This is a genomic window from Pseudomonas sp. R28(2017) (genome assembly GCF_002112505.1).
In the GTDB taxonomy this organism is placed as follows: Bacteria; Pseudomonadota; Gammaproteobacteria; order Pseudomonadales; family Pseudomonadaceae; genus Aquipseudomonas.
In genome coordinates this window covers 536,882-556,492 of record NZ_NEHW01000003.1, presented here as the reverse complement: position 1 = coordinate 556,492, position 19,611 = coordinate 536,882, and the positions used below count along the sequence as shown (strand labels likewise).

General features: G+C 64.1%; 16 protein-coding genes. 10 read left to right on the top strand and 6 right to left on the bottom strand.

The genetic code is table 11. The features are described from left to right. Positions 1-505 precede the first annotated feature (505 nt). Positions 506-751 carry a HigA family addiction module antitoxin gene (locus CAF78_RS08020; RefSeq protein ID WP_085678391.1) on the top strand — a complete coding sequence of 82 codons (246 nt, stop codon included), beginning with the start codon at positions 506-508 and terminating at the stop codon, positions 749-751. On the opposite strand, the gene CAF78_RS08015 is transcribed toward CAF78_RS08020, so the two are convergent. Both CAF78_RS08015 and CAF78_RS08010 read right to left on the bottom strand, forming a co-directional pair. Beyond that, entirely contained in the window at positions 748-2,535 is a 1,788-nt protein-coding gene (locus CAF78_RS08015; protein WP_085678394.1) for a monovalent cation:proton antiporter-2 (CPA2) family protein, read from the bottom strand. The two genes, CAF78_RS08020 and CAF78_RS08015, sit on opposite strands and share 4 nt — an antisense overlap. Before the next feature lie 124 nt (positions 2,536-2,659). Continuing rightward, the gene (locus CAF78_RS08010; RefSeq protein ID WP_085678397.1) at positions 2,660-3,634 is read right to left on the bottom strand and encodes a GlxA family transcriptional regulator; all 975 of its coding nucleotides are present in this window, start codon (positions 3,632-3,634) and stop codon (positions 2,660-2,662) included. A gap of 180 nt (positions 3,635-3,814) precedes the next feature. On the opposite strand from CAF78_RS08010, the gene CAF78_RS08005 reads away from it, so the two are divergent. Together CAF78_RS08005 and ycaC are read left to right on the top strand one after the other, a co-directional pair. Beyond that, positions 3,815-4,177 carry an AraC family transcriptional regulator gene (locus CAF78_RS08005; RefSeq protein ID WP_085678400.1) on the top strand — a complete coding sequence of 121 codons (363 nt, stop codon included), beginning with the start codon at positions 3,815-3,817 and terminating at the stop codon, positions 4,175-4,177. A gap of 85 nt (positions 4,178-4,262) precedes the next feature. After that, the gene (gene ycaC / locus CAF78_RS08000; RefSeq protein WP_004375560.1) at positions 4,263-4,889 is read left to right on the top strand and encodes an isochorismate family cysteine hydrolase YcaC; all 627 of its coding nucleotides are present in this window, start codon (positions 4,263-4,265) and stop codon (positions 4,887-4,889) included. 59 nt (positions 4,890-4,948) lie between these two features. On the opposite strand, the gene CAF78_RS07995 is transcribed toward ycaC, so the two are convergent. Next, complete coding sequence (locus CAF78_RS07995; RefSeq protein ID WP_085678402.1) at positions 4,949-9,997, bottom strand: ATP-binding sensor histidine kinase; 5,049 nt, start codon at positions 9,995-9,997, stop codon at positions 4,949-4,951. Positions 9,998-10,237: 240 nt separating this feature from the next. Between CAF78_RS07995 and CAF78_RS07990 the strand changes: the two genes are divergently transcribed. The 3 genes from CAF78_RS07990 to CAF78_RS07980 all read left to right on the top strand — a co-directional run bounded on the left by CAF78_RS07990 (position 10,238) and on the right by CAF78_RS07980 (position 12,082). Continuing rightward, on the top strand, positions 10,238-11,218 hold the full coding sequence (locus CAF78_RS07990) for a response regulator (protein ID WP_085678405.1): 981 nt from the start codon (positions 10,238-10,240) through the stop codon (positions 11,216-11,218). Then, complete coding sequence (locus tag CAF78_RS07985) at positions 11,215-11,580, top strand: response regulator transcription factor (protein ID WP_176247326.1); 366 nt, start codon at positions 11,215-11,217, stop codon at positions 11,578-11,580. Before CAF78_RS07990 ends, CAF78_RS07985 begins: the two co-directional genes overlap by 4 nt. A 73-nt stretch (positions 11,581-11,653) precedes the next feature. Then, complete coding sequence (locus tag CAF78_RS07980) at positions 11,654-12,082, top strand: DoxX family protein (protein ID WP_085678411.1); 429 nt, start codon at positions 11,654-11,656, stop codon at positions 12,080-12,082. 33 nt (positions 12,083-12,115) lie between these two features. On the opposite strand, the gene CAF78_RS07975 is transcribed toward CAF78_RS07980, so the two are convergent. Then, positions 12,116-13,606 carry a YifB family Mg chelatase-like AAA ATPase gene (locus CAF78_RS07975; RefSeq protein ID WP_085678414.1) on the bottom strand — a complete coding sequence of 497 codons (1,491 nt, stop codon included), beginning with the start codon at positions 13,604-13,606 and terminating at the stop codon, positions 12,116-12,118. Positions 13,607-13,860: 254 nt separating this feature from the next. Between CAF78_RS07975 and CAF78_RS07970 the strand changes: the two genes are divergently transcribed. Continuing rightward, complete coding sequence (locus CAF78_RS07970; RefSeq protein ID WP_085678417.1) at positions 13,861-15,873, top strand: DUF4034 domain-containing protein; 2,013 nt, start codon at positions 13,861-13,863, stop codon at positions 15,871-15,873. Positions 15,874-15,908: 35 nt separating this feature from the next. Here the strand turns inward: CAF78_RS07970 and CAF78_RS07965 are convergent, their stop codons facing one another. Next, a complete protein-coding gene (locus CAF78_RS07965; protein WP_085678420.1) occupies positions 15,909-16,337 on the bottom strand; it encodes a molybdopterin-binding protein in 429 nt (142 codons plus the stop codon). A 25-nt stretch (positions 16,338-16,362) separates the two neighbouring features. Beyond that, positions 16,363-16,626, bottom strand: a complete 264-nt coding sequence (locus CAF78_RS07960) for an accessory factor UbiK family protein (protein ID WP_008091866.1) — start codon at positions 16,624-16,626, stop codon at positions 16,363-16,365. Between the two features lie 375 nt (positions 16,627-17,001). Between CAF78_RS07960 and glnK the strand changes: the two genes are divergently transcribed. The 3 genes from glnK to sutA all read left to right on the top strand — a co-directional run bounded on the left by glnK (position 17,002) and on the right by sutA (position 19,480). Beyond that, the gene (gene glnK / locus CAF78_RS07955; protein ID WP_002555808.1) at positions 17,002-17,340 is read left to right on the top strand and encodes a P-II family nitrogen regulator; all 339 of its coding nucleotides are present in this window, start codon (positions 17,002-17,004) and stop codon (positions 17,338-17,340) included. A gap of 47 nt (positions 17,341-17,387) precedes the next feature. Then, the gene (locus CAF78_RS07950; RefSeq protein ID WP_085678423.1) at positions 17,388-18,722 is read left to right on the top strand and encodes an ammonium transporter; all 1,335 of its coding nucleotides are present in this window, start codon (positions 17,388-17,390) and stop codon (positions 18,720-18,722) included. Between the two features lie 428 nt (positions 18,723-19,150). Beyond that, on the top strand, positions 19,151-19,480 hold the full coding sequence (gene sutA / locus CAF78_RS07945) for a transcriptional regulator SutA (RefSeq protein ID WP_056794110.1): 330 nt from the start codon (positions 19,151-19,153) through the stop codon (positions 19,478-19,480). The last annotated feature ends 131 nt before the right edge of the window (positions 19,481-19,611 follow it).

Here is a 19,611-nt window from a genome sequence, read left to right as displayed (position 1 = left end):
CCAGTTTGAAGGTGTATCGGGAAGGCAGACTTAGCGCCTGCCCACCCTGATATGTGCGTTGGTCGGGTGGAAGCGAAAGACAGTTGGCTCCTACGTTTGTTTCGGGCCAATCATTCCTAGGGGATTGGCGCGCGAACGCCTTGGCGACTTACTCGATATCGCGTCGTACAAACAAGGCGGTCGCGCGCACATGTCACAGGCGTTACTGGCCGAAAACAAACGTAGGAGCGAGCGCAGCTCGCGATGCGCCGCGCGGGCGGCGCTCGATCTCACAGGCGCCACAGTCATAAAGGCATGTGTCTGGTAGCCCCGGCCCCCTTTATTCTGCCAGGCACTTCACGAGCTTTACTCAACACGCTACGGAGACTCGGACCATCGAGGCCGCGCAGCGACCCGAATAGCACAAAAGGATTTAGGAGAATTCTGACAGCGCGCTCAGACGTTATGAACTGATATCCAGCGCGAAAGGAGAAGAACATCGGGAAGCTAATCCAGGAGACTTGCCATGCCTCAATTTGACCCTCCCTATCCAGGAGAATCACTGCGCGAAGATGTGATGCCCGAATTCGCCATGACAACTGCGCAGTTGGCGAAAATGCTCGATTATCCACAAGACCAACTGGCCGCCGTGCTCAGCGGCCATGCGCCAATCTCACTCGAACTGGCACAAAAACTCGAGGCTGCCGGCTTGGGCGCTGCCCGCCAATACCTGGCCGAGCAGGCCGCCCACGATAAGTGGAAAGCGCGTTAATCCGCATCCGAGTCAAACAACCGGGCCAACTCCACCCGCGCCTCTTTGGCCGTCTGCATCACCTTGGCCCGGTCATCGCGCACAAGCCCCTGGGCCTCCAGCACTTCCTCGTCGTGCTGGGCAAACCGCTCGATCCGGTCCGCTGCCTGCTCGTCGCTCAGGCCCAGCCCGACCAGCGCACGGCGGGTCATCTCCAGGCTGGAGTAGAACGTCTCGCGGATCGGTTCGGCGCCCACATCCGCCAGCTTGTGCACATGCTGGCGGTTACGCGCGCGGGCCAGCACCTTCAGGTGCGGGTACTGGCGTTTCACCCGTTCAGCGGTATGGATCGCGGCTTCAGGGTCGTCGATGGTGATGATGAAGTACTCCGCTTCACCCACTTTGGCCGCATGCAGCACCTCGGGGCGCAGCGGGTCGCCGTAGAACACCGGCACCTGTTCGAACATGCGCGTCATCTCGATGGTGTCCACCGAGGTCTCCAGGGCAATGAACGGGATTTTCTGCGCCCGCAGTATGCGCGCGACGATCTGGCCCATGCGGCCCATGCCGACGATCACCGCCCGCGGCGTGCCGGCATCGATGGTCTTGTACTGCTCGGGCACTTCCCGCGCCGGTTGCGGGCGCTTGAGGGCGCGGGCGCAGCCAAGCATCAGCAGCGGGGTAATGGCCATCGACAGGGTGATGGTCATCAGCAGCAGGTCATAGGTCTGGGTGTCGAACAGGCCCTGGTCCTTGCCCAACTTGAACACCACGAAGGCGAACTCGCCACCGGCTGCCAGCACCATGCCCAGGCGCAGTGCGCTGGCGTTGTTCAGGCCACCGGCCAGGCGGCCGACGCCGATCAGCAACGCCAGCTTCACCGCCACCAGCAGCAGGGTCAGGCCCAGCAGCACCAGTGGCATTTGCAGCAGCAGGCTCAGGTTGGCGCCCATGCCGACGCTGATGAAGAACAGCCCCAGCAGCAGGCCCTTGAACGGTTCGATCTGCGACTCAAGCTCGTGGCGGTATTCCGAGTCGGCCAGCAGCAGGCCGGCGAGGAAGGCGCCCAGGGCCATGGAAATGCCGGCTTCTTCCATCAGCCAGGCAGTGCCGATCACCACCAGCAGCGCGGTGGCGGTGGACACTTCCGGCAGGCCGGTGCGGGCCACGGTGCGGAACACCGGGCGTAGCAGGTAGCGGCCACCGATGATGACCACGGCGATGCTGGCGAACACCTTGAGGCCGTGTTGCAGGCTGTCGCCGTGGCTGGTGTCCGGGCCGCTGGCGGCCAGCAGCGGGACCAGGGCGATCAGCGGGATCGCGGCGATGTCCTGGAACAGCAGGATGGCGAACGCCAGGCGGCCATGGGGCGCGTTGAGCTGCTTGCTTTCGGCCAGGCTCTGCAGGCCGAGGGCGGTGGACGACAGCGCCAGGCCGAGGCCGAGCACGACGGCTGCCGGCAGCGACTGGCCGAAGCCGAACAGGGCGATGGCGCCGATCACCGCGCCGGTCAGCAGCACCTGGGCGGTGCCGACGCCGAACACCGATTTGCGCATCAGCCACAGGCGCTTGGGCGACAGCTCAAGGCCAATGATGAACAGCAGCAGGACCACGCCCAGTTCGGAGATGTGCGCGACGCTTTCGGTGTCGCGGATCAGGCCCAGGGCCTGCGGGCCGATGGCCACGCCCGCGAGCAGGTAACCGATCACAGCCCCCAGTTGCAGGCGCTTGGCCAGGGGGACGGCGACGACTGCGGCGAGCAGAAAGATCACCGCGGTTTGCAGAAGGCTGCCTTCGTGTGGCATTGGCTCGTACTCCATGAGCTGCCGGGGCAGCGTTTGAACAGTTTGGCGGACCATTCTGGAGGTTGGTCATGACACAGACAATCTGCTCCCGGGAAGAAACATTGTCCCGAATTGGTTGACAGGCTCACCCTCCGCCAAACTGCGCCCGATACTGCGCCGGTGTCATGCCGATCCGCTCGCAGAACACCTTCCTCATGTGCCGGTCACTGCCAAATCCGCAGCGGGCAGCGACCACCTTCAACGGCAGGTCGCCGCATTCAAGCAGCTTGCGCGCCTGGTCGATCCGCGCATTCTGCAGGTACTGCAACGGCGTGATGCCGACCTCGCGCTGAAAGGTCCGGGCAAAGTTGCGCCCGCTCATGGCCACCAGGTCGGCCATCTTCTGCACGGTAAACGCCTGGTCGATATGGTCGACGATATACGCCTGCACCCGGGCAATCGGCGAGCCGTCCCGCGGCACCGCCGCCAGCAATGGCCCGTAGGGCGTCTGCCCGCCCTGGCGGTGGCGCGCCACCAGCAGCACCTTGGCGACTTCCAGGGCCAGCGCCTTGCCGTGGTCTTCGGCGACGATGGCCAGCGCCAGGTCGATGCCCGCCGTGATGCCGCCGGAGGTGATCAGGTCGCGGTCCATCACGTAGATCTGCTCGGTCTCGACCTTGGCTTCGGGAAACGCCTGTGCCAGCCGCTCCACGTAGTTCCAGTGGGTGGTGCAGCGATAGCCACCGAGCAACCCGGCGCGCCCGAGCAGGAACACCCCGGTGCAGATTGCGCCGAAGCGCCTGGCGCCGCGTACGGCCTCGGGCAACCAGCGCTCCACTTGCGGCAAGGCGACGTCATAGGCACCTGGCCCGCCTGGCACCAGCAACAGGTCGACACTGCCCGGCAGTTCCACCAGGCTCAGGTCGGCCACGACCCGCAGGCCGCACGAGCCGCGAATCGGGCTCTGGTCTTCGGCCACCGTGAGCAGCCGGTAGTGTTCATCTTCAGGCAAGAAGCGGTTGGCAATGGCAAAGGCGTCCATCGGCCCAGTCACATCCAGCAACAGCACATCGTTGAACAGCACCATGGCCACGGTGCGTCGAGCGTGTTTTTCCTGCATACCTCTATCGCCTTGAATGCCGGCCGCCAGCAGCGGCCTGAAGCTGAATACGAAACGCATCTTAGGGTATCGGCCAAAAGGCCAGGGCCAGCAACGCACAATTAACAACAATTCAGGTTTGGCTCAGGACTTTGTCACGTGCCGACGGCGAGACTTTCTGCATTGAACAGGAGAGTCGCCATGCACCCTGGGACGCCCCATGAGGCACTGCCAACGCCCGGCGCACTGACGCCTGCGCGGCTGCGCCAAGCCAAGGAACTGATGCTGCGCAGCTCGCTGTCGATCATCGAGGTCTCTGCGCTGTGCAACCTCACCCGCAGCCATTTCTCCCGCGCCTTCAAGGTCAACACCGGCCTCTCGCCCCAGGCCTGGCGCCTGCTGGCACGCATGGAAAAGGCCAAGCGCCTGCTCGCCACCGAGGTACCGATCACCCACGTGAGCCTGGAGTGCGGCTTCTGCGACCAGGCCCATTTCACCCGTGCCTTCAGCCGCCTGGTCGGCCAGCCGCCCAAGGCCTGGCGCCAGGCGCAGGCCCATCCTTAAGCCGATTCTATCCGCCGGTATAACCCCTCGGGATAAGCCCTTGAATGAGCCCCGGCCCGTTTTCCCAACCCAAGGAGTCACCCCCATGAGCCAACCTGATTACAAGCGCCTGAACAAAGACGACGCCGTGGTGCTGCTGGTCGACCACCAGACCGGCCTGATCTCGCTGGTGCAGGACTTCTCGCCCAACGAGTTCAAGAACAACGTCCTTGCCCTGGGCGACCTGGCCAAGTTCTTCGGCCTGCCGACCATTCTCACCACCAGCTTCGAACAAGGCCCCAACGGCCCGCTGGTGCCAGAGCTCAAAGAGATGTTCCCGGACGCGCCGTACATCGCTCGCCCAGGCCAGATCAACGCCTGGGACAACGAAGACTTCGTCAAGGCGATCAAGGCCACCGGCCGCAAGCAGCTGATCATCGCCGGCGTGGTGACCGATGTGTGCGTGGCGTTCCCGACCCTGTCGGCGCTGGCTGAAGGCTTTGAAGTGTTCGTGGTGACCGATGCTTCGGGCACCTTCAACGAAACCGTGCAGCAGGCGGCGTGGGTGCGCATGACCCAGGCGGGAGCACAGATGATGAACTGGTTCTCGGTGGCCTGTGAGTTGCACCGTGACTGGCGCAACGACATCGAAGGGCTGGGTAACCTGCTGTCGCAGCGGATTCCCAACTACCGCAACCTGATGAACAGCTATGCGGCGCTAAGCGCTCGCTGAGGTAAACCCGTATTGGCCTCTTCGGCGCCCCGACTTGCCCGCGAAGAGGCCGGTACCGGCTATGAATTGCTCAAAGGCAGAGTGAAACGAATCCGGCACCCGCCATACTCCGACGCCAACGCCTGCAACCGCCCGCCATGGGCCTGGACCACCGAGCTGCATATTGCCAGCCCCATCCCCAGACCAGCGTCCTTGGTGGTATGGAACGCGTCAAACACCCGCTCCCGCTCATCCGCCGCAATGCCGGGCCCGTTGTCGTCCACGCAGATCTCGACCACATTCCCGGCAACGACAGACGCAATCCGCAACACGCCATCACTGCGATACCCCGTCAGCGCCTCCAGCGCATTGGTGATCAGGTTGAATACCAGTTGCTGCAGCTGCACCGGATCGGCCATCACGCACACCCCTGGCTGCAACTGCGTCTGCACATCGACCACGTACTTGGCGGCATCGGCCGAGGTCAGGCGCAGCACCTCGCGAATCAGCTCGTCGACCTTGACCGGCTTGAGCTGCATAGGCGACTGCTTGGCCAACGAGCGAAGTGCGCGGACGATGTTGGCAGCACGTTCGCTGTCATTGCGTATGTCTTCCAGCCCGGCAATCGCCTCTTTCAGGTTGGGTTCCGCGCGCTTGAGCCAACGCAGGCTGGCCGCGGCATTGGAGGCGATACCCAGCAGTGGCTGGCTGATCTCGTGGGCGATGGACGCCGACAACTCGTTCATCACCTGCAGGTGCGCACTGCGTGCAAGTTCGGCGCGCGATCGGCGCAGTTCCGCTTCCATCTGGGCACGGGCCTGGTTGTCTTCGGCCAGGCGCGTATAGAACTTGGCCGTCTGCAACGACACGGCGGCCTGGGAGGCGAGGATCTCCAGCATGGCCAGGCGCTGGCTGCCGAACAGGTTCGGCACCAGGCGGTTTTCCAGATACACCAGGCCGATCAGCACGCCCTGGATCACCAGCGGCAGGCACAGCACCGAGCGTGCGTTGCGCGCGTGCAGCTCCTGGCGGAAGGCCTCGGGGCAATCGCCCAGGGCGTCATTGAGCACCAACGGTTTCTTGGTGCGCATGGTGGCGTTGATGATCGACAGCGGCGCCTGGGTCATGAACTTCTGGCAGTTGTCCATGCTTACGTGCAGCCCGGCATCGTCGATGTAGGCGAGCGCAGCCATCTGGAACTCGGCACCACTGACGATCAGCAACGCACCGTGGTCGGCGCCGGAATGCTGGGTGAGGTGTCCCATCAGTGTCTCGATCAAGCCTTCGAGCAGCACTTCCTCGGACAACGCCCGGGCCGCCTCGATGCCGGCTTCCAGGTCCAGCCTGGCCTGTTGGGTGGAGCGCGAGGTCTCCTGGACGGATTGCGTGCGCAAGAACGGGTGCAAGGCCTCCAGCTGGTGCACCTTGCCGGTCGCCCCCCAGATATGAAAGCAGTCGCGGGCAATGCGCAGGTGCAGGTTGGCACCGGAGATCAGGCCGCTGGGGATGCACACCTCGGCCAGCTGTTCGTGGGCCAGGGCCTGCTCGTGGATGAAGCCGGCGGCGGTGGCGGCGATCTGCGCCTGGTCGAAGCAACGGATGGCCGCCAGGCCGTCGCCTTCGAGCTTGGCGATCACACCTTCGATCAGCAGCAGCTTGTTGCGGAACGTCACCGGATTGAAGCCGGCCCAGTGGCCGAAACGCTCGCGCAGGGCCTGCAGCTCGGCCAGTTTGTCAGCAAGGCTGCCGGGGGCTTCCGGGCTGCCGAGGGCAAGGCCGTGGAACAGGTGATAGTCCGCCAGGTTGATGTGCGCCGGTGCCGCCCAGGCGTTGTCGCCGGCGGCGCCAAGGCTGTGCATGGCTTGCGGGATATTGCCCAGGTAGAAGGCTGACATGCCGCTGAACAGGTGCCGGAAGAACAGCGTGGTGGGCGAGTTCACCGGCGCGGGCGAGGCCGTGCAGGGTACACCACTCAGGTTGGCCACGAATGCCTGCTGGGCCTGCAGTATCTGCTCGATATCGCTGTAGCCGTAATGGCGAACGGTAGCCAGGCCTTGTTCCACCTCTTCGGCCACTTCCGGCAGATAACGGCCCATGAACAGCGAGTCGGAAACCAGATGGTTGCAGGCATAGCAGGCCATGGCCTGGTCGCCGCTCAAGCGCGTCGACTCTACCGCCTCCAGCGCGGTGTGGCGGGCGAATTCGATGGGCGAGGTCCAGGCGCTGACCTGGTCAAGGGCCAGCAGGGCGCTGGTGAGGTCGGTCTCGAAGCCGTACCGCTCGATCAGCTTGAGCGCAGCCAGGCAGCAGGCATGGCCGTCGTGGTAGCTACCGAAGCGCTCGGCGATCATCACCCCGTACCACGCAAGGCCATAGGTGCTGCCAGGGGCCACGCCGTGCAGCAGCGACAGTTCCATGAGCTTGCCCAGGTGCAGGAAGCCGATATCGTCCTGCACGAAGAATGATGAGGACAGGGTGGCCAGCAGGCTGATCGCGACCGTCACTTGCTCCGAATCGGCACGAGGCAGCGACGCCAGGCAATGGCGGCCTTTCGCCTCGATCAGGGTCTGAATCTTGGCATGGCAGGCGTGAACCTGTTGCGGGTCGACACCGCGGGCCAGGTTGATACCCAGCAGTTCGAGGCCGGCGGCGGCGCTGCTGATGGCGGCCTGGTATTCGCCGCGCAATGTGTGCAAGCGCGCCTGCAGCCGGCAAACCCGCGCCTGGTCCAGCGCCGAGCCCGCGCGCTGGCGGCATGCCGTCAGCCACCCTTGGGCTTCGGCCATGCGCGACAGTTGCATGTCGCACTCGGCAGCCAGGCAGGCGTTGGCAAAGGCATGTGTGGCGTGGCTTTGTGCAGTGGCACCCAGGTGCAACAGCTGCTCGGACGTATGCAGGTAGTCCGCAGCCTGTTCGTAGGCGCCGCTGTCGCGCGAGCGCAACGCTGCGTCATGCAGAAGCTGCAGGAAAACTTCCTGCTCATCCGTTGCAAACCCGCGTGGGTTGGCGCGTTGCAGCTGGTTGGCGATCTCGAACACGGCCTCCTGCAAGTCGCTGCGCCAAGCCTGGAACATGGCTTTGGCAATGCTGGTATGCAGTTGGGCGCGATCACGCGCAGGGGTGAGTTCGTAGGCGGCTTCCATCACCCGGTCATGGGCGAAGCCCAGGCCTTTCTGGCCAGGTAGCAGGAAACCCGCTTCAACCATGGCCTTCAGTTGCTCGCCCGACAAAGGCGCAAGCAGGCGCCGCAGCAGGCGCTCATCGCACCGGCTGCCTGCCGCGCTGGCGATGCGCAGCACTTCGCGCTGGGGCATTGGCAGGCGGGCCAGGCGGTGGATCATCAGGTCGGCGACATTATCGGAATAGCGGTGCCGGGCCACGGCCTTCAGGCACCACGACCAGCGCATGGCCTGGGTATCGAAGGTAAACAGCCGGTCCTCGACCATGGCCCTGAGTATCTGGTTGATGAAGAACGGGTTGCCAGCGGTCTTGTCATGCACCAGTTCGGCAACCTGCGAAGCCTCGTCAGGGCTGACGTGGTAGCGCTCGCCGATAAGCTCGGTGACTGCGCCGACAGCCAGTGGACGCAGGTTCAGTGTGGTACTGCCCAGCGTTGCCGGCGTGGCAAGCGTCTTACTGGCGTTTTGCTTGTCATCGCGCCGGGCGAAGACGAGCAACAGGTTGCCGGGTTGAGAGGCGAGCAGCTGTGCCAGCAACTGCCGGCTGGCATCATCAGCCCACTGCAGGTCATCGAAAAACAACACCAGCGGGTGGCCCGGGCGGCTGAACACCTGCAGGAACGCGATGACCGCCTGCTGTTCCTTCTGCAGCGCAAGGCGGGTAGGTTTCTCCGGCATGTCGGGCAGGGGGCCGAGGACCAGTTGCAGGTCAGGCGCCAACTGGCCAAGTAGCCGCCCGTGGCATTTGAGGCGGCGCAGGATTTCGCGGCGCAAGGTGTCGAGAGCCTGGCGGTTCTTGGCCAGCAGCTGGGTGGTCAGCGAGCGGAGGATCTCGACCCATGGCGCATAAGGCACGGCCTGCTCCTGGCCGTTGCACGTGCCGATAGCCCAGTAGCCTTCGGCATTGGCCTTGAGCGACGCCTCGACCAGGCTCGATTTACCCATGCCGGCAGCGCCGTTGACGAACAGGACCTGAGGCTTGCTGTCTCGGCGCATGGCCTTGAGCAGCAAGGCGATGACCTTCTGCTCGGCGCTGCGTCCATACAGGCGCTCACGGCTGGGCGAAACGGGATCGGCGCACCCGGGCTCGAAGGCGGCGATGGGCTTGCCGGCGGCCCATTGCCGTTGGCAGTGGGCCAGGTCCACTGTCAGGGCTCGCGCACTCTGGTAGCGGGCGTCGGGCTCCTTGGCCAGCGCCTTGGCCAGGATCCCGCTCAGCGGCTGTGGTACCTGGCTGTCGACCTCGCAGGCAGCGCGGGGTTGAACGCCGGCATGCAGCTGGCGCCAGTGCTGGGTATCGCGCCCGGCCAGCGGGAGTTCGCCCAGCAGCAGCTGGTAGAGGATCGCGCCCAAGGCATAGATATCGCTGCGCCGGTCGCTGCTGCTGCCGTGGGGGCAGATCTGCTCCGGCGCCAGATAGGCCCAGTTGCCGAGCGCGCTGCCCTGAGCGCTGATCAGCTCTGGCGTGTCGGCCCGAAAACAGCCCAGGCGTACCCGATGGTTCGGTTGCAGGCACACATGCTGCGGTTGCAGCGCACCGTGCAGCACATTGTGTTCGTGGGCCAGGGCCAGGGCGTTGGCGGCGTTTACCGCGATGTCGAGGAATGGCCCTAGGCCGATCGGGCCCTGGGTAATCAGGTCGGCAATGGAGCGGCCGGTAGGGTACACCAGCAACGGCCCCTCGGCGGAGCGGACGAAGGCCGTCGGGATCACGGCCCATTGTGGGTCCAGTTGCAGGCGGTAGTCACGTTCCAGGCGCTGGCAGGCTGCAGGTGCCTCGACCGGGGCGCGCACGGCGATCCAGGCCTGGCGGGTGGCAGGGTCATGCAGGCGGAAGTAGCTGAGGTCGCCTTCCTGGCCCAGTTGCGTGATGTCGCAACGATTCAACCAGTCCTCGTCGATCGACTGATCAAAATCGATGGGCCTGTGGGCGAGGCGTTCATCGAGCATCTAGCACCCCCTGCTAACGACATCCAGACGCCCGAGTATACGCAGCGGGCCCAGCATGGATGCGGCTTGCAGCCGGCTTGGCAGGAACGGGCACGCTGTTGTCCGTTATCAATCCCTGGCGGCTGGCGGGCGCTTGTATAGTTTTGAGACCAACCTATCCCTCGGGATAATTGTCCGATCGCGTTCGCTGGCCTAGGCTGCCCGGGGCTGCGCAAACGCCCGCTCCCGCACGAGGAAACCATGATCCGAATAGGCAATGCCCAGGTGTCGCTGGAGCGGCGAGAAGCCTTTCTCGACGGCAAGCCGATCCCGTTGGGCGGGCGTGCGTTCGAGGTGCTGGCCACGCTGATCAGGGCCAAGGGCCGGGTGGTTGGCAAGGAAGAGCTGTTCAGCCAGGTGTGGGCCGGCACGGTGGTCGAGGACAACAACCTGCAGGTGCAGGTTTCGCTGCTGCGCAAGGCCTTCGGCGATCACGGGTTGATCCAGACCGTGGCGCGCCGGGGCTATCGCCTGGCTGCCGAAGTAAGCCTCGAGGTGCCTTGCCTGGCACTGGGCCAGTCGCCGTTGTGCGCCGGGTCCGATGGCGGCGAAACGGGCGACGAGAGTGCCAACGTGCCTGTGCTGGTGGTGGATGATGACCCATCGGTGCGCAAGGCACTGGGCCGTCTGTTGCGTTCGCAGGACATTCCACACCGTTTGTTCGCCAGTGCCGAGGAGCTGTTCGACGCACGCCTGGAAAGCCCCTGCGCCTGCCTGCTGCTGGACATGCACCTGCCCGAAACCAGCGGCCTTGAAGTGCAGGCTGCGTTGCGCCAGCTGGCGCTGCCCTGGCCCATCGTGTTCATGACCGGTTTCGGCACCATCCCCATGACGGTCCAGGCGATGCGCGCCGGTGCCGTGGAGTTTCTGACCAAGCCTTTCGACGAAGACCAGCTGCTGGCGCTGCTCGAACCGGTACGCGCCCGTGCCGTGGTCGAGGGGCGCAAATGGCAGCATGCGCGGCAGGTCGAGGAAAAGTACCAGCGCCTGACCCAGCGCGAGCGCCAGGTGTTCTCGCTGGTGGCGGGTGGCCTGTCGCACAAGCAGATCGCCAGGGAAATCGGCACCAGCGAGGTGACCACCAAGGTGCACAAGAAAAACATCATGAACAAGATGCAGTCCCGCTCGCTGCTGGAGCTGGTGGCCATGCACAACGTCATCGAGGCTCGGTCCGGCGCATGAGCAGAGCGGTGTGCATCGTCGATGACGATGCTTCGGTGCGCAAAAGCCTGGCCAACCTGCTGCGTTCGGCAGGGTTCGAGACCTTGGCGTTCGCGGCGGGGGACGTGTTTCTGGGCTCGGACCTGGTGCGTGAGGCGGGGTGCGTTTTGCTCGACCTGAGGATGCCGGGGGTGAGCGGGCTGGACGTGCAACGCGAGCTGGCGCGGCGGAATTGGCGCTTGCCGGTGATCTGCATGTCGGCGCACTGGGACGATGGCGCGGTGCAGGCGGCGCTGGGCAATGGCGCGTTGGCGTGCCTGGGCAAGCCGTTTTCCGAAGAGGCGTTGCTCAAGGTGGTCGAAGCGGCACTGGCGGTTTATTGAGCACACCTGAGCAATCATTTGCCGGGCAATCGGGCAATGCTGATCGGCTTGATAGAACCGCGAGACCTTTGCCATGCAACGCTTCAAGATCCTGTTCGACGCCCAATCACCGCTGCTGACTGCCACCGGCCTGCTGTTCATGCGGGTGATGGCAGCGCTGTTGCTGTTTTCCATCCACGGATTGCCCAAGCTGCTGGACTGGAGCGGGGAGTTGCAGCGCATCGAAGACCCATTTGGCCTGGGGGCGCCGCTGACCTTGGGCCTGGCGGTGTTTGCCGAGGTGGTGTGCCCGGTGTTGCTGCTGCTGGGCGTGGCCGCGCGGCTGGCCTGCCTGCCGGTGCTGGCGGTTTTGCTGGTGGCGCTGCTGGTGGTGCACCCGGACTGGTCGCTGGAGCAGGGGCAGTTTGCCTGGTTGCTGGTGGCGCTTTATGGCGGACTGGCGCTGACCGGGCCTGGGGTATATTCGGTCTCGGGGCTGATCGGTCGGGACAAGTTTTCCTGATGAATCTTGGGGTCGCAAAGCAGCCCCAAAGGTCTAGCTGCTCCCTGGCCGGTACTGCAAAGACTCGGCCAGATGGCCTTTGCTGATCGCCTGGCTGCCTTCCAGATCTGCCAATGTGCGTGCAACTTTCAGCAGCCGATGCGCTGCCCGCAAAGAAAGGCTCAGCCGCTCACAGGCAGTCTCCAGCCAAGCCTGGTCCGCCGCTGCCAGCTGACAATGGCTCCGCAACCCCTCCAGGTTCAGAAACGCATTGGCACACCCTTGCCGGCGCTGCTGCACCTCGCGGGCCTGGGCCACCTTGGTAGCCACAGCGGCACTGGTCTCGCCGCTTGGCTGGTTGTTCAGCGTGGTGGTCTCGCGGGCCACGGTCAGGTGCAAGTCGATGCGGTCGAGCAACGGGCCTGACAGCTTGTTGCGATACCGCGCGATCTGTTCGGTACTGCAGCGGCAACGGCCGGTGGGGTCGCCCAGGTAGCCGCACGGGCAGGGGTTCATCGCCGCCACCAGCTGGAAGCGCGCAGGGAATCGTACCTTGTCGCGTGCCCGCGCAATCACGATCTCGCCCGACTCCAGTGGCTCGCGCAGCACTTCCAGCACGCGCCTTTCAAACTCTGGCAGCTCGTCGAGAAACAGCACGCCATGGTGCGCAAGGGTAATTTCGCCAGGTTGCGGCCGGCTGCTGCCGCCTACCAGCGCCGGCCCCGAGGCCGAATGGTGCGGGTGGCGAAATGGCCGCTGCGGCCAGCTGCTCAGCGGTGTGTGGCCACTGACCGACTGGATCGCCGCCACCTCCAGCGCCTCGTGCTCGTCCAGTGGTGGCAGCAAGCCTGGGAGGCGGCTGGCGAGTAGCGTCTTGCCCGTGCCGGGTGGCCCGGTGAACAACAGGTTATGCGCCCCAGCCGCGGCCAGCAGCAGTGCCCGCTTGGCGGCGACCTGGCCCTGCACCTCGCTCAGGTCCGGGTAAGGCTGCTGCTGCAAGACCAGGCCATTGGCGGAAAAGGGCGGCAGCGGTACTTGCCCGTTAAGGTGCGCCACCAACTCCAGCAAGTGCCCCACGGCATACACCACAAGCCCGCCGGCCAGGCTCGCCTCTTCGGCATTTTCCCGCGGCACCACCAGGGCCCGGCCGGCCTCGCGTGCCGCCAGTGCAGCCGGCAACACGCCTTGCACGGGGCGCAACTTGCCTGACAGCGCCAGCTCACCCAGGCATTCCATTTCCGCCAAAGCGGGTAATGGCACCTGGCCGTCGGCGGCCAGGATGCCCAGGGCGATAGCCAGGTCATAACGCCCGCCGTCCTTGGGCAGGTCGGCGGGTGCCAGGTTCTGGGTAATGCGCCGCTGTGGGTAATTCAGCCCGGAATTGACGATGGCACTGCGTACACGGTCTTTACTCTCCTTGACCGTGGTCTCCGGCAGGCCGACCAGGGTGAGATGGGGCAGGCCGTTGGCCAGGTGGGTTTCGACGCTGACTGCAGGGGCCTGCACACCGACCTGGGCGCGGCTGTGGACGAGGGCGAGGGACATGGACGCTCCGTTGTCGCTGGATCTGGAGCCGCTTCCTGCGGCCTGTCGAAGCCTAGTGAGTTTCTGCGAGGTAGGCGCAAGAAAAATGCGACTTTGTTTTGCATACCAGGGCTTTTTCCTGTCGTTTCACACAATCTGACAAATACTGGATCCAATATCTTTGCGAAGAGCCCGGCTATGGCTTAGTGTTCAAGAGCTAAAGGTGTTGCCATTGGATGGCAGCGCAACCCTGAAATGGACTTAAGGTACTGCCCGTGCAAACGCTCATTCGCACCCGCCAGCAGATCCGGGAACGGGTGCAGGCCAATGAATTCACTGAGCTCAACCGCTTGTTCGATGCGCTCCAGGCGCAGTGGCGGCAGGCGCCCCCCGGTGAGTGCCCCGTCTACCTGGAGGCTGTCCAAGGCTACATGCTGGATTGCGACATGCAGGGCGGCAAGGCCCTGACGCAAACCCTCAAAACCTGGATCGATACCTGCCCCAAGGCTTATCACCCGCACGTGGTGATGGGTTTTCACTGCTTCAACCACGCCTGCCAGATCCATGGGCAGGTTGGCTCCGATGAGGTCTGCGAAGAACGCCGGCTGGCCGCCGACCAGGCCTGCGAGAAAGGCGCGGCGCATTTCCTGCGGGCCATGGAGTGCTGCGTGCAACCGGTTGCCGCCGTGATCGGCATGCTCCACATCAGCGCGTACCTGCGCGAGCCCGGCTGGTTGGTCGAATTGTTCGCTGGAAAGCTCGCGCGCTATCGGCCCAGCGCGCATGCCGATGTGGAAGTGCAGGAGGCTGCTGCGCCGCTGTTGGTCAGGTGCGGCCTGACCCCCTTGCAGGCGCTGCCGCAAACGTTGCCGGTAGGGTTGAGCGCGCGCTTGCATGAGCAAGGCGAAAATGCCCGGGATTACTGGCTGCGCCATGCGCTGGCGTGGTTCCCCGGCTGCTTCGAGGCGATCGAGGCCTATGCCACTTACCAGACTCCACGCTGGGGCGGCAGCGATGAGGCGATCGACGCACTGGTCAGCGGCCCACTATGCCAGGGTTGGTCCGAAGCACAGCGCAATGCGATTCGCTGGCTGGCCCTGGAAGGCACATTCTGGCTGCCGCATGCCCGGCAACTGCCACAAGTCGCGACCTGGCAAAAAACGTTTGCCCAGTGGGCCCGGCGCGAGCTCAGGCCCAGGGAGCGCGCTACGCTGCTGGCCCGGCGTGGCGCCCTGCGGCGCTATTCGATGCACGATTACGACGGTGCGATGCGTGATTTTGTCGACAGTGTCGCGCTGTACCCTGATCACGGCTTCGTTCCGGCCGTTGGCGAGCCTTTCCGTAGCCTTGTGTGCCTGGTGCTGTTCCACGAGGCGCAGGACCATTCGCAGGTATTGCGCACCGTCATCGAGCGGCTGTGCGATGACCGTCGACAGGCAGCGGCCTGCGCACTGCGGGCTGCGGGGCATCAGTTCGGGCTGTGGGGCTTTGGGCAATCTGTCGAGCAGGCAGGCACGTGGTTGCGATTGGCGGTCAGGCGTCAGTGCGGGCGCGAGGGGCAGGGCTTCGAGGTGCTCGAAGTGCCGCGCTTGCTCTGGGCTGCCAACCTGCATGAGGCCGCGCATTTCCTGTATGAGGCCTGTGCGGAGCTGAAACTGCCGGATGCCGCCATCGCGCTGTACGATCTGCATCGTGGCTGGCTCGACAACACTCCCGAGCAGTATCTGAGTGGCAAGGCGGCCGAGCACTGGCTGCTGCGCGCGGCGGAGTCTGGCCACCCGCAGGCCAAGTTCGACCTGGCCCGCCAGCGAATGAGCCTCCCTCAGGGGCTGGAAGACCGAAAGGCAGTACTGGCGGTCAAGCGGTGGCTGCTCGACGCGCAGAGCCATCCGCACCTGCATGCCAAGGCGCAATTGCAGCTAGGCATCCTGCTGCGCCAATACGGTGATGCGCAGGAGCGTGTCGAGGCGGTCGACTATCTGCTGGGGCTGGCCGAGCACCCGGATGCCTGGGTTGCCGCGCGTGCCTGTGCCGAACTGGGGCTGGCCTGGATGCAAGGCTGCGGCACGCGTAAACAGAGCCGTTTTGCGGCAATCGAGTGGGCCAATCGCGCCGTTGCGCTGCAGTCGAGCGATCCGCTCATCGAAGCAATACAGGCCGAGATCCGCAATTCGCACAGCCGGGTGAAAACCTTGTTCACAGTGTGCGGGGCGGCGTTGTTCCGTGGCGACTTGCATGCCAGCGAACTGCCGCCCAAGGCCACCGGCCAGCAGCGGGCTTCGGCCTGATCGAAGTCGGGGCCGCTTCGGCGGCCCCGGAGCTTTTATGGCTTGGCGCCGAGGATGATGTGCGACGCCTTGATCAGGGCGGTGGCTTTTACCCCGGGGGCCAGGCCAAGTTCCTGCACCGCTTCGCGGGTGACGATGGAGAACACCTCGGTGCCGCCCGCCAGCTTGAGCACCACTTCGGCGTTCACCGCACCGTCGCCTACGCGTACCACTTCACCTTCCAGGGCGTTGCGGGCAGACAGCTTGTAGCCGTCGGCATCGGTCATCAGCACCACCCAAGGTGCCTTGACCAGCGCCACGGCCTGTTTGCCGACATTGATGTTGAGGTTATGCAAGCTGGCCATGGTGACCACCGCCACCAGTTTCTCGCCGCCGGCGAGGGTCAGCTCGACCTCGGCATTGACTGCGCCGGGCTGCACGGCGCTGACGGTACCTTCGAAGACGTTGCGGGCACTGACTTTCATGGTGACGTACTCCTTATCGATTGTTTTATTCCTGCGCAGCTGGCGCCATCCGCGCTTCCAGCTCGGCGACTTGCTTCTCCAGGGCCTCAAGGCGGGCACGGGTGCGTGCCAGCACGACCATCTGGCTGTCGAATTCTTCACGGCTGACCAAGTCCAGTTTGCTGAAGGCGCCTTGCATCAGCACCTTGAACTGGCTTTCCAGTTCGGCGCGAGGCTGGGCGGTATCGCTGCTGAACAGGCGCGAGGCCTGGTCGCTCAGGGCGTCGAGAAGGGCTTTGGGCGCGAGCATGTCGGGCTGTCCACTGATACTGAGAAATGGCTCGCAGTGTAGCACGGGGCCAACCTGTGCCATTGCCTCAGCCCGCTGCACATTTTTCGAGCAGCGCTGCAGGCGGGCGCGCACCGAAGTTGTGCATGTTTACCATGCTGGCGACTGGCCAATCCCGACTGATTCACATAACTCGCTGTTTTCCGGTGGTTTAGCGGAACTGGCAAGGTTTCTGCAAAGACCTGTACGAGCCATGCACTGATGCAGTTCCTTGTGACCAGGCAGTGCGCACGCGGAGCCGGATGCCGACGACGCGTTACAAAGCCAACCGCTGCGCTTAGACTTGAGACGGGTTTGTTTTCCTGGGGCAAGTCCACCAAATCGGGAGAGAGTTTCATGAAGCTAGTCACAGCCATCATCAAGCCGTTCAAGCTGGACGACGTGCGCGAGTCGCTGTCGGAAATCGGCGTGCAGGGCATTACCGTCACCGAAGTCAAAGGTTTCGGCCGGCAGAAGGGCCACACCGAGCTGTATCGCGGCGCGGAGTACGTGGTCGACTTCCTGCCCAAAGTGAAGATCGACGTCGCCATCGACGACAAGGACCTTGATCGAGTGATCGAAGCCATCACCAAGGCGGCCAACACCGGCAAGATCGGTGACGGCAAGATCTTCGTGGTGAATCTGGAGCAGGCGATCCGCATCCGTACCGGCGAAACCGATACCGACGCGATCTAAGCGCCGAAAAAAGCCTCACCAAACCCAACGCCCCAGGAGAAAACAACATGACTCTGCGTAAGATCGCAGGGCTAGGAGCCCTATTGTCCCTCGTAATGCCCGGGCTTGCCCTGGCAGAGGAAGCAGCTGCCCCAGCGCTGAACTCCGGCGACACCGCCTGGATGCTCACCTCGACAGCGCTGGTGCTGTTCATGACCATTCCGGGTCTGGCCCTGTTCTACGGCGGCATGGTGCGTTCCAAGAACGTGCTGTCGGTGATGATGCAGTGCTTTGCCATCACTGGCCTGATCAGTATTCTCTGGGTCATTTACGGCTACAGCATGGCCTTCGATACCACCGGTATGGAAAAGGGCGTGCTCAACTTCAATTCCTTCGTCGGTGGGTTCTCCAAGGCGTTCCTGAGCGGTGTCACGCCTGCGAACCTGACCTCGGCCACCGCACTGTTCCCTGAAGCCGTGTTCATCACCTTCCAGATGACCTTCGCCATCATCACGCCGGCGCTGATCGTCGGTGCCTTTGCCGAACGCATGAAGTTCTCGGCGATGCTGGTGTTCATGGGCATCTGGTTCACCCTGGTCTACGCACCGATCGCCCACATGGTGTGGAGCGGTGACGGCGCGCTGATGTGGGACTGGGGCGTGCTCGACTTCGCTGGCGGCACCGTGGTGCACATCAACGCCGGTATCGCTGGCCTGGTCTGCTGCCTGGTCATGGGCAAGCGCAAAGGCTACCCGACCACCCCGATGGCCCCGCACAACCTGGGCTACACCCTGATGGGCGCGGCCATGCTGTGGATCGGCTGGTTCGGCTTCAACGCAGGCTCCGCCGCCGCCGCCAACGGCACTGCTGGCATGGCCATGCTGGTGACCCAGATCGCCACCGCCGCCGCTGCACTGGGCTGGATGTTCGCCGAGTGGATCTTCCACGGCAAGCCAAGTGCCCTGGGCATCGCCTCGGGTGTGGTCGCCGGCCTCGTCGCCATCACGCCGGCTGCCGGTACCGTGGGCCCGATGGGCGCCCTGGTGATCGGCCTGGCCTCCGGCGTGGTCTGCTACTTCTGCGCCACCACCCTCAAGCGCAAGCTGGGTTACGACGACTCCCTCGACGCCTTCGGCGTGCACGGTGTTGGCGGCATCATCGGCGCCATTCTTACCGGCGTGTTCGCGGCACCGGCCCTGGGCGGCTTCGGCGCGGTCACCGACATCGGTGCCCAGGTCTGGGTCCAGGCCAAGGGCGTGATCTTCACCGTGGCCTACACCGCCATCGTCACCTACGTGATCCTCAAGGTGCTGGATGTGGTGATGGGCCTGCGGGTCAACGAAGAAGAAGAGTCGGTCGGCCTCGACCTGGCTCAGCACAACGAACGCGGCTACAACCTGTAACCGCGACGCTGGAAAAACTTGCCCGGTTCGCCGGGCATTTTTTTGCCTGTTTTTTACGATTTCCCGCAGAGCAAACGGTTTATCACTCACGTTCGCGACGTAGGCCAAAAACTTACAAGTCATCGGGCGTTTATGGAGCTTTGCTTTTTCCACGGGCGCGCTAGAATGCGCGCCAAAGGGTGTTTGACGAGTAGTCCACACGCTTTACCAGCCTTTGCTAGGCTTGCCATTAGCGTGTGGCCAGCAGGGTTCAAGGATTTGTCAGGTCCTGCCAGGAGCAGGGCCTGCTGGGTGCCGCCTCCCATCAGGAGCGCCGACCCAAGGGCAGTGGCCTAACCCACGGCCAGTTGAATTTTCACTGGTGGCTGCCGGTCTACGGCTGCACTGGTCTATAACTAACCTGCTTTTCGCAAGTCATGAGGTAGAACATGAGCGACGACGATCTGGAAAATGATGACCTCGAAGTAGGCGACGAAGACGAGGCTGATGAGGGCCTCGAAGCGGCGGCTGACGATGGTGCGGAAGATGCTGGCGATGACGACAGCAGCCCGGCGCCGACTGCCAAGGGCAAATCCAAGGCGGCTGTCTCGGTAGACGAGATGCCGAGCATGGAAGCCAAGCAAAAGGAGCGTGATGCCCTGGCCAAGGCGATGGAAGAATTCCTTTCGCGCGGTGGCAAGGTGCAGGAAGTCGAGGCCAACGTGGTCGCCGACCCGCCCAAGAAGCCGGACAACAAGTACGGCAGCCGCCCTATCTGAGTGGCTGATCGCAAAAGAGCCCGCCGTCGCTGCGGGCTTTTTTGTGCCTGGGGGATTTGGGTTGCCTGTGCCGGCCTCTTCGCGGGCAAGCCCGCTCCCACAGGTTCACCACAGGCCTCAGGGCCTGCACG

Excerpts from the sequence above, each read along its gene's own strand:
- glnK (WP_002555808.1), top strand. The coding sequence starts at position 17,002 with ATGAAGCTAGTCACAGCCATCATCAAGCCGTTCAAGCTGGACGACGTG.
- CAF78_RS07990 (WP_085678405.1), top strand. The coding sequence starts at position 10,238 with ATGATCCGAATAGGCAATGCCCAGGTGTCGCTGGAGCGGCGAGAAGCC.
- ycaC (WP_004375560.1), top strand. The coding sequence starts at position 4,263 with ATGAGCCAACCTGATTACAAGCGCCTGAACAAAGACGACGCCGTGGTG.
- CAF78_RS08005 (WP_085678400.1), top strand. The coding sequence starts at position 3,815 with ATGCACCCTGGGACGCCCCATGAGGCACTGCCAACGCCCGGCGCACTG.
- CAF78_RS08020 (WP_085678391.1), top strand. The coding sequence starts at position 506 with ATGCCTCAATTTGACCCTCCCTATCCAGGAGAATCACTGCGCGAAGAT.
- sutA (WP_056794110.1), top strand. The coding sequence starts at position 19,151 with ATGAGCGACGACGATCTGGAAAATGATGACCTCGAAGTAGGCGACGAA.
- CAF78_RS07985 (WP_176247326.1), top strand. The coding sequence starts at position 11,215 with ATGAGCAGAGCGGTGTGCATCGTCGATGACGATGCTTCGGTGCGCAAA.
- CAF78_RS08015 (WP_085678394.1), bottom strand. The coding sequence starts at position 2,535 with ATGCCACACGAAGGCAGCCTTCTGCAAACCGCGGTGATCTTTCTGCTC.
- CAF78_RS07975 (WP_085678414.1), bottom strand. The coding sequence starts at position 13,606 with ATGTCCCTCGCCCTCGTCCACAGCCGCGCCCAGGTCGGTGTGCAGGCC.
- CAF78_RS08010 (WP_085678397.1), bottom strand. The coding sequence starts at position 3,634 with ATGCAGGAAAAACACGCTCGACGCACCGTGGCCATGGTGCTGTTCAAC.
- CAF78_RS07995 (WP_085678402.1), bottom strand. The coding sequence starts at position 9,997 with ATGCTCGATGAACGCCTCGCCCACAGGCCCATCGATTTTGATCAGTCG.
- CAF78_RS07965 (WP_085678420.1), bottom strand. The coding sequence starts at position 16,337 with ATGAAAGTCAGTGCCCGCAACGTCTTCGAAGGTACCGTCAGCGCCGTG.
- CAF78_RS07950 (WP_085678423.1), top strand. The coding sequence starts at position 17,388 with ATGACTCTGCGTAAGATCGCAGGGCTAGGAGCCCTATTGTCCCTCGTA.
- CAF78_RS07960 (WP_008091866.1), bottom strand. The coding sequence starts at position 16,626 with ATGCTCGCGCCCAAAGCCCTTCTCGACGCCCTGAGCGACCAGGCCTCG.
- CAF78_RS07980 (WP_085678411.1), top strand. The coding sequence starts at position 11,654 with ATGCAACGCTTCAAGATCCTGTTCGACGCCCAATCACCGCTGCTGACT.